Consider the following 7,767-nt stretch of genomic DNA (forward strand, 5'->3'; position numbering starts at 1 on the left):
CTACATGGGTATGCCGCTGCTCTCCATGGCAGAAGCAATCGTCCGCGCGAGCCTTGATTGCGCCGCCGGGGACCTCTCGAGATAAGTGGAAATCTTGAATTTGGGCTCGATCGTCAGGAGCTCCCGCGACCACCTGCGCGCCTCGTCCACGTGTCCGAGCTGCCACAGGGCGGTGATCAGAACGCGCAAGGTTGACGCATGCGTTCGATTGAGCCGCAGCGAGGCCTGCGCCAAGCTCGACGCACGCGAATACTGACCCGCGGCTAGCGCGGCCGTCGCGCCGAGCGAATCAAAGTAGTGCTTCAAGGGGTCCAAAGGCGACAGCCTGATCGCCTGCCGCGTATGGCGCACCGCCTCCTGGCCCTCGTCCCTGAATGCGTGGAGCGTGCCCTTGAGAAGCCAGGCGAGCGAGTCGTTCGGATTCTCACGCAAGGCCGCCAGGTAGAGGTCTTCCGCAGCGTCGAGCCGCTTGAGGATGTAGGTATTGACCTGTCCCTCGACAACCATCGCGAGCGAGAGCGAAGCGTCCCGGTCGAGTGCTCGCCGCGTGTTGTCCAGCGCCTGCCTGGCGTCGGCCATGACATCATCGGACCATCCCTGCGTGACGCGCAGCACGTGCCACTTTGCCAGCCAGGCGTAAGGAGGCGCGAGGCGAGGCTCACGATCGATCAGCGTCTGCAGCAGCAATCGCGACTGCTGCGAAGCCGCGGGCGAGATACGATGCATCAACGTGATTCCGGCCAGCAGCAGCGTGCGACTCTCGAGCGTCGGCAGTAGCTTGCTGGTTGCGCGCTGCACCTCGTGGGTTCTCATTGCCGTGAAGATCTGGCTCACCAGCCGGTCCGCCAGATCGTCCTTGCCGACGATGACACCGTTGACTGCACCCTTGAGTTTCTTCGACCAGATGACCTGGCGCGAGCGCACCTCGGCGAGTTCCGCATTCAGACTCAGCCGGCTGCCGCTGATCGCCAGGGAGCCCGAGATGACGTAGTCGGCATGAAGATGCAGTGCGACCGTGTCGAGTGTTGTCTCGCGTCCCCGGAAAGCAGTGGTCGAAAGGCGAGATACAACATTGATCTCGGGCGAGCGAGAAAGTGCGGCGGTCACGTCGTCGACCAGCGCCTGCCCGATGATGTCGTGTTCGGCCTGTCCACCGCCGCGGATGAAGAAGGGCATCACTGCCACCGTCGCCTTCAGGTCAGCGCCCCACGCCGCGGTTTCGATCGGAGGTCGCTCGCCGGGCGCACCGACCCTGAATGCGCGCACCGGATCCTGCAGATGTTTGAGATAGCAGGCGCCGAGGTCTTCGATCTCCGCATCGAGGTCCGGAACGAGCTGGTCGCGCACTTCGGCGGACACGACGATTTCGTCCGGGCCGGCGAGTGACGCGAGTCGTGCAGTGAGATTGACGCCGTGCCCATACACGTCGCGCGCGTCCGAGATGAGAGTGCTGACGTGCACCCCGATACGCACGCGCATCTTGCGATGGTCCTCGAGGCTTTCACTCGTCGCGAGACTGAGGCGCTGCAACTCGAACGCCGCACGCACCGCGGCGGGCGCTGCAGGAAATTCCATCATGAGTCCGTCGCCAAGACTTTTCACGAGACGCCCACCATGCGCAGGTGCGATGCGATCGTTGGCTTCCGCCGCATAGGCTCGCCAGCGCTGCACCGCATTCGTCTCGTCCTCGTGAATCAAGCGAACCGATTCGACCACGTCGACGACCACTACAGCACGCACGACGCGTTCAAAATCGCCTTCGAATCGAGGTTGGGGTGGCATTTTTTCCTCGACCGGATTGTCGAGGGCGGGACTGATGACAGCAAGCATGTACAGCGCCTTGCCGATGCACGGCTCTTCGTTCGATCGCGGCTGGCACCAAAAGAAGTTTCGATGCAACGGGACAGCTCGCCGGCCGCACCAAGAATGCGCACGATGCGCGGCGAGCCGATGCTTGACGAAATCGACTGATCCGCTCATGAGTGCTGCTTTCACCGCTCGATGGGCGAGGAATCTCGCAGCAACACCATAGACACCCCGCAAGCTTCGCGCATCCACCAAACAGATGAGCCCTGCACGATGGCCGCAGGATGATCCCGGGCGGGCTCGCGTCCCAGAATCTGAGGACCACCATAGCTCCAGGACGATTCTGCCGAGTCCATCCAGCACGTCGTCGCAGACGGCCGCCTGAGCAGTTCGGCCATTTTGACCTCGGCCTGCGTCCCTTTCCACATTGCGGAACGACACAACTTCCGATCGCCGACCAGATGGCCAGGCCCCGGGCCTCCGCTTGGCCAAGTGCTCGCGCTTGCTCGCTTCGTGATGCGCCCAGTGCAGCAAATGAACCATGAAAACTGGCTCACCGACCTCGGACGCGTAAAACGCAGCGTTGAGGGTGATGTCGCGAATATTCGCGCCGGCCATGCGGAGCCGCGCTAATTTGCCGAAGTCGAGCGAACATGACCGCAGGATCGCCGACGCGATTTTGGACCGAATCGACAACACGCACCGCCTCTCAGCTATCCTGGGCGACTGAGATACCATGCAACCCCTCACTCGCGTGTGTCCTAGCATCGACCACTATCGCGCTGAAGCGCCGGCTACGATCAGATTGAGATACCCGGCTACGATCGCTGAAATCCGCTCCCTTACCGTGCTCTATTGGGAACGCATCAGCAGCGTATACGGCCTAATTCCCCCGGCGTAGCCGACTACCTCAATCGGCGCAAATCTCCCCCCAGCGTGCATGCCGAGTCGCCCCTCGTACTCAACGATGGGGGGGACGGTGCGATGTCGAACACGGCGAGATCGACGCCTCCTTGCAAGTATGCCGACCGGATGCGCCACAGCGTAGTGCGCCCGATCGTCCATGATCTGCGCTCGGGAATCCCGCGATCCAGGCACGACAGCGCTTGCGCCCGGTTCACCTCGCGCGAATGATGAATTCCCTAGTCGGGGTTGTCCTTGACGGTGCGCGACTCGGCTGTGTCGCGGGATATGGCAATGCTGGCTCTATCTGCATGGCCAAACTTCAAGGGCGCACCAGGCGCCATTTCCCAGCCAGCGAACTCGCCTGCAGAGAGGGCAATCGCGTCGGGAACTCGCAAGTTGGCGTCTGCACACCCTACCATTTGAATCGCTCTCCACCCCAAGCCGCGGGTGGCCGAGTGCCATCGCTATGCGAGAGGCCTCATGCTCGGATCTGTGAGGGTGAAGCCGAATGGCCTAGCTATTCGACCGAAATTATCCACGTTGATCATTAGAATCAGTCTCGTCGCCTCCGCGCTGCCATCGTCAAGTTTCATTCGCTTTGCGGCGTCCGGTGCGACTGGAGGGATGTTATGGCTCACGACGTCTTTATTAGCTATTCGTCTGAAGACAAGGCCGCCGCGGATGCGGTGTGCGCGATCCTCGAAAGCAACGGCGTGCGATGCTGGATCGCTCCGCGAGACATCATGCCAGGGGCGGATTGGGGTGAGTCGATCGTGAGATCAATTCGTGAATGTCGACTGCTCCTGCTAGTCTTTTCGACGAGCGCAAACAAGTCCAAGCAGATCAAGCGCGAAATCGAGGTGGCGGCGGATGGCGGCGTGACAATTGTTCCGCTCAGAATTGAAAACATCGCGCCAACCGAATCGTTCAAATACTTCCTAGGCAACATCCATTGGATGGACGCATTGACGCCGCCCTTAGAGCGGCATCTTCAGATCGTGGCCGAAAAGGTAAAGGCGATTCTGGCCACCGACCTTTCTCGCAATTCGCCAGAAAAGGCGAGCGAAGCTGTCAGCGAGGAACGACAATCGACATCAGCACCAGCGCTGCCGAGCGACGCGTCGAAGGGCATGCTGTTGCGCCCACCAATCATCATCGGGTTCATGGCTCTGCTGGCTGCGATCGGAGCCGCATTCTTGATAGGTTGGCCGAGAACCACAGCAGGTGTCGGAATGGAGGACAACACGGATCGGATGGGTTCGGACTACCGAAATTTCGACTTGTCTCGGCCCGATCCCGCCCTATGCCAAGCGACCTGCAATGCGGAGACCCGGTGCAAATCATGGGCTTATGTCAAACCAGGTGTTCAAGGGCCGTCCGGGCGGTGCTGGCTCAAAGACAATGCGCCGAACGCCGTCGCCAATCCATGCTGTATCTCCGGGACGAGGACCAGTACCGCGTCCGTTAGTTTTGGCGGTGAGGAACGTCAATTGCACATCAAGGACAGCCGCAAGTATCTCGATGCTGCTTTTTCGACTGTAGTAGATGGCGGCGACACCGTCCGATCCGGGAGCGATTTGGTGGGGTCACACCGCAAACAGCAGCGTTGAGTCAGGCAAGGTCGACACCGAGTAGATTTGGGTCTGCGACCTTGGACGACCTGATCTTGGGGTGACGGCATCTTTGAAGAAAATTGAACGGTCGCCCTCAGAAGCCCAGGCGCGACAGCCGCTCCACACGTTGACGCCCCGAGGAGCACACATGTCGAAAATCACCGCCTTCAGGCCCACTTCCCTCATTGTCGGCGCCGCTTTTGTCGCAGCGACGTGTTGGACGTCTGCTCAGACGACGACACCATCGAGAGAGTCCGCAGTATGAGAGCCAATCTCGACGCGGTCAGACGCCGACGGTCGAGGAGCTAGCGTGCCTGCAGGACTGCGCCACAGAGCTCACCATTGAATTTGAACTCCCTTGGCCCCGGGGTGGCGAATGGTTCAAGTTGGGCGATTTCCGGCTGCTTAACTACATCGTTGGTCACACCGGTCTTCAACAACTGGCTTCAAAGCGCACGTGCACCGATGGTCGAACCTCCCGAGCAAAGTCATTCACACTTCGTTCTGGAGCGAAGTGTGGTCCCTGCCCGGCGTCGAAGGCGTCGATCAGCGCCTTGACGCCGCGTTCCTCGTCCGTCTGAGGATGGAGGAACATCGCATCGACGGCCTTCGGGATCCTGATCTTCGGTCGCTCTGGCGCTCGAAGTAGAGCTTGGAAAAGGCCCGGATGCTGAGCTCGCCGCCAAAGAGGCGCACGAAACGCTTGTACTCGGCTCGGATCTGGGCGCTGTAGCACATGGCGGCATTTTGCTTTGGGGTGACCATAAGGGCCCAGAAAATTCTCGGACCGGGTGCAGAATACTGTATTTATATACAGTATGCATCTCGACGAGCCGCCCCCCTTCGCGGAGCTCCACTGCCGTTCCAACTTCACCTTCCTCGTGGGCGCCTCGCAACCCGAAGCATCCGGTCGACCACTGCTTGGACTGTCTTGAGTCGATCGGCCTCGCGCATGGTCATTGTGATCGTCGCTGCAGCAGTCGCCATGGCCATGCCTCGGAGCTCGGGGCGACCGAATATGCGACATCTGAACTTTGCTGGAACGCGACATTACAGCTTTGCCCCTACATAAACAATTGAGCAAGCACAATTACGTAAAGCACTGTTGAGGACGCCGGCGGTGGGGCGCAAGGAGGGCGACCAGCGCATGCATCGTAGCGGCACAAAGCTCACCTTGCACTTGCCTTTATGTAGTTTATACACTACAATCAAATCTGATGATCGAGATCAAGCAGACGGCGACCTTTCAAAAATGGCGAACGCGCTTGAAGGACGACAGGGCGCGGGCACTGATCGCCTCGCGCATCGACCGCCTTGCGTTTGGCCATGCTGGCGACGCGGAGCCCGTCGGGCGTGGTGTGAGCGAACTGCGCATTCATCATGGCCCTGGCTACCGAATCTACTTCCAGCGCCGCGGCAACACGATCATTGTGCTGCTGTGCGGTGGTGTCAAAGGCTCTCAAGCCAGAGATGTTAGGACCGCTTTGCGACTGGCCGACGAATGGAGCGAATGACATGGCTGAAAAACTAAGTACTTACGATCCAGCCGAGGATCTCGCAACCGATGAAGCGGTCGCGATATTCATGGCCGAAGCGTTTCACACCAACGACGTGGCTTATATCGCGCACGCGCTAGGCGTCGTGGCTCGCGCGAGAGGAATGGCCCAGATTGCGAGTCAGACTGGCCTGTCGCGTGAACAGTTGTACCGCTCATTCAGCGAGAATGGCAATCCGACGTTGAAGACGACGTTGGCCGTGATGAAGGCGCTAAGGATTGAACTGACCGCTACGTTGCCCGCTGCGTGAGTACCGCATCTGGGGTTATTCCCGGCCGCGTGCTTCCGACGTCATCCCCACCTTCCTTGGAACCTAAAGTTGTCATCCCTCAAGACCCGCGCGCTACTGCGGCGCGTCGCCTCGAGCTCGGCGCCAGGTGAGTTTACGGGCGCGCGAGGGATTGCCGACGGCGAGTAAGCGCACGAAGGGGTAATCGTATTTTTTCGACATGTATGGACCCTGCGCCTTTTGCAAGCTCTGTTCAGTGACGTCAAACGGTCTGCATGCATGTATACGGCTTGCTGTGGGGCGCGTCGAAACATGCCCGCAGCCTCGATGAGATCCGCACACCTGTCCTCAGCAAATTGACGGCTTGAGTGCGTGACGCAGCCGGTCGAAAAATCAGGCTCGGGGTGTTGGTCCAACCACTTTTGTCATCACTTCCGAAAGCTTCGCAAACCAGTGCTGGGGGTATTCCTCCTCGAATGTTGTGCTTGGCAAGGGATCGCGGTCGCTCAGCGCGCCGCGGCACTCGACGGGCGATATGGCATGTCGCTGCTCAGCAGGGCCTGGATCACCCGCGCATTCTTGTTGGCCAGCGCCACGGCCGCGCGGTTATAGCCACGCCGCGCGATCAGTTCCTGAAGCCAGCGACTTTGGGCATCGGTCTGCCCACCGAGTAGCGCAAGACAGATCGCGCGCCGTGTATGAGCAAGGTTCGAAGGTATTTGTCGCCTCGCTTGCTGATTCCCCTGAGCTGCGATTTGCCGCCCGACGAATGCTGACGCGGCACCAAGCCGAGCCAAGCGGACAGATGTCGGCCGTTCTTGAACTCTTTGGCCTCTCCGACCGAGGCCACCATGGCTGTCGCCGTGATGGTGCCGACGCCGTCAATGGCGGCGATCTTCCGGCACAGCGCTGACTGCTTCATGAATGACCTGAGCCAGGTCTCGGCGTGCTTGATCCGCTCCTCCAGAGCGTGGATCTGTTCCGAGATCTCTAGCACCATGGCTTGGCACACGCTCGTCACCTCGCCCTCGCACGAGCCGATGATCTTTGGGACTTCGCGCTTGAATGCCTGGTGCGTCTGCGCCATGGACACGCCTCGCTCGACTAGCAATCCTCTTGCCTGGTTGATCAGTGCCGTGCGTTGCTGCACCAGCAATTCGCGCACGCGATGCACCGCCTGGATGTCCTGCTGCTCGACGGACTTCACCGTCACGAAGTTCATCGTCGGCCGGCTGGCGGCCTCGACAATCGCTTGCGCATCGTTGCGGTCATTCTTGTTGGTCTTCACGAACGGTGTGACTACTGCGGACTGATCAATCGCACCTCGATGCCCATGGCACGGAAGCATCGGGCCCAATGGTGCGCGGATCCGCACGCTTCCATGGCAACGATGCGAGGCCGCGATTCGCGGACGGTCTCGACGAATGCGGTGCGCATGACCTTGGCGGTGTAGACCGTGCGGCCCTGGCGATCGGCGCCGTAGAGTTGGAAGACACGCTTGGCCAAGTCGATGCCGAGAATGTAGATCTCCATGATGAACCTTATATGGATGCCTCCCGGGTTGCAAGAAGAAGTCGTGTCGTGCTGTGAAGAAGTCGGCTGCGTCCTTATATCCGGCCTTGATTGCGCGGCTTGTCTGGTTTCCCAACTTGCCGCC

At 60.2% G+C, this 7,767-nt stretch carries 4 protein-coding genes and 1 pseudogene; 3 read left to right on the plus strand and 2 right to left on the minus strand.

Annotated elements, in window-relative coordinates; translation table 11 throughout:
• Positions 1–2,502 (minus strand): adenylate/guanylate cyclase domain-containing protein, encoded by a 2,502-nt coding sequence (locus ACSFBL_RS29265; protein ID WP_435519318.1) that lies wholly within the window; start codon positions 2,500–2,502, stop codon positions 1–3.
• Positions 2,503–3,341: 839 nt separating this feature from the next.
• Here ACSFBL_RS29265 and ACSFBL_RS29270 point away from each other — a divergent pair.
• The 3 genes from ACSFBL_RS29270 (at position 3,342) to ACSFBL_RS29280 (ending at position 6,131) form a co-directional block, all read left to right on the plus strand.
• The gene (locus ACSFBL_RS29270) at positions 3,342–4,322 is read left to right on the plus strand and encodes a TIR domain-containing protein (protein WP_435519319.1); all 981 of its coding nucleotides are present in this window, start codon (positions 3,342–3,344) and stop codon (positions 4,320–4,322) included.
• A gap of 1,220 nt (positions 4,323–5,542) precedes the next feature.
• The gene (locus ACSFBL_RS29275; RefSeq protein ID WP_435519320.1) at positions 5,543–5,839 is read left to right on the plus strand and encodes a type II toxin-antitoxin system RelE/ParE family toxin; all 297 of its coding nucleotides are present in this window, start codon (positions 5,543–5,545) and stop codon (positions 5,837–5,839) included.
• A 1-nt stretch (position 5,840) separates the two neighbouring features.
• Entirely contained in the window at positions 5,841–6,131 is a 291-nt protein-coding gene (locus ACSFBL_RS29280; RefSeq protein WP_435519321.1) for an addiction module antidote protein, read from the plus strand.
• Positions 6,132–6,616: 485 nt separating this feature from the next.
• On the opposite strand, the pseudogene ACSFBL_RS29285 reads toward ACSFBL_RS29280, so the two are convergent.
• Positions 6,617–7,643, minus strand: a pseudogene (locus tag ACSFBL_RS29285) (IS110 family RNA-guided transposase).
• Between the last annotated feature and the right edge of the window lie 124 nt (positions 7,644–7,767).

This window comes from Variovorax glacialis (assembly GCF_051216375.1).
In the GTDB taxonomy this organism is placed as follows: domain Bacteria; phylum Pseudomonadota; class Gammaproteobacteria; order Burkholderiales; family Burkholderiaceae_C; genus Variovorax.

Excerpts from the sequence above, each read along its gene's own strand:
- ACSFBL_RS29270 (WP_435519319.1), top strand. The coding sequence starts at position 3,342 with ATGGCTCACGACGTCTTTATTAGCTATTCGTCTGAAGACAAGGCCGCC.
- ACSFBL_RS29275 (WP_435519320.1), top strand. The coding sequence starts at position 5,543 with ATGATCGAGATCAAGCAGACGGCGACCTTTCAAAAATGGCGAACGCGC.
- ACSFBL_RS29280 (WP_435519321.1), top strand. The coding sequence starts at position 5,841 with ATGGCTGAAAAACTAAGTACTTACGATCCAGCCGAGGATCTCGCAACC.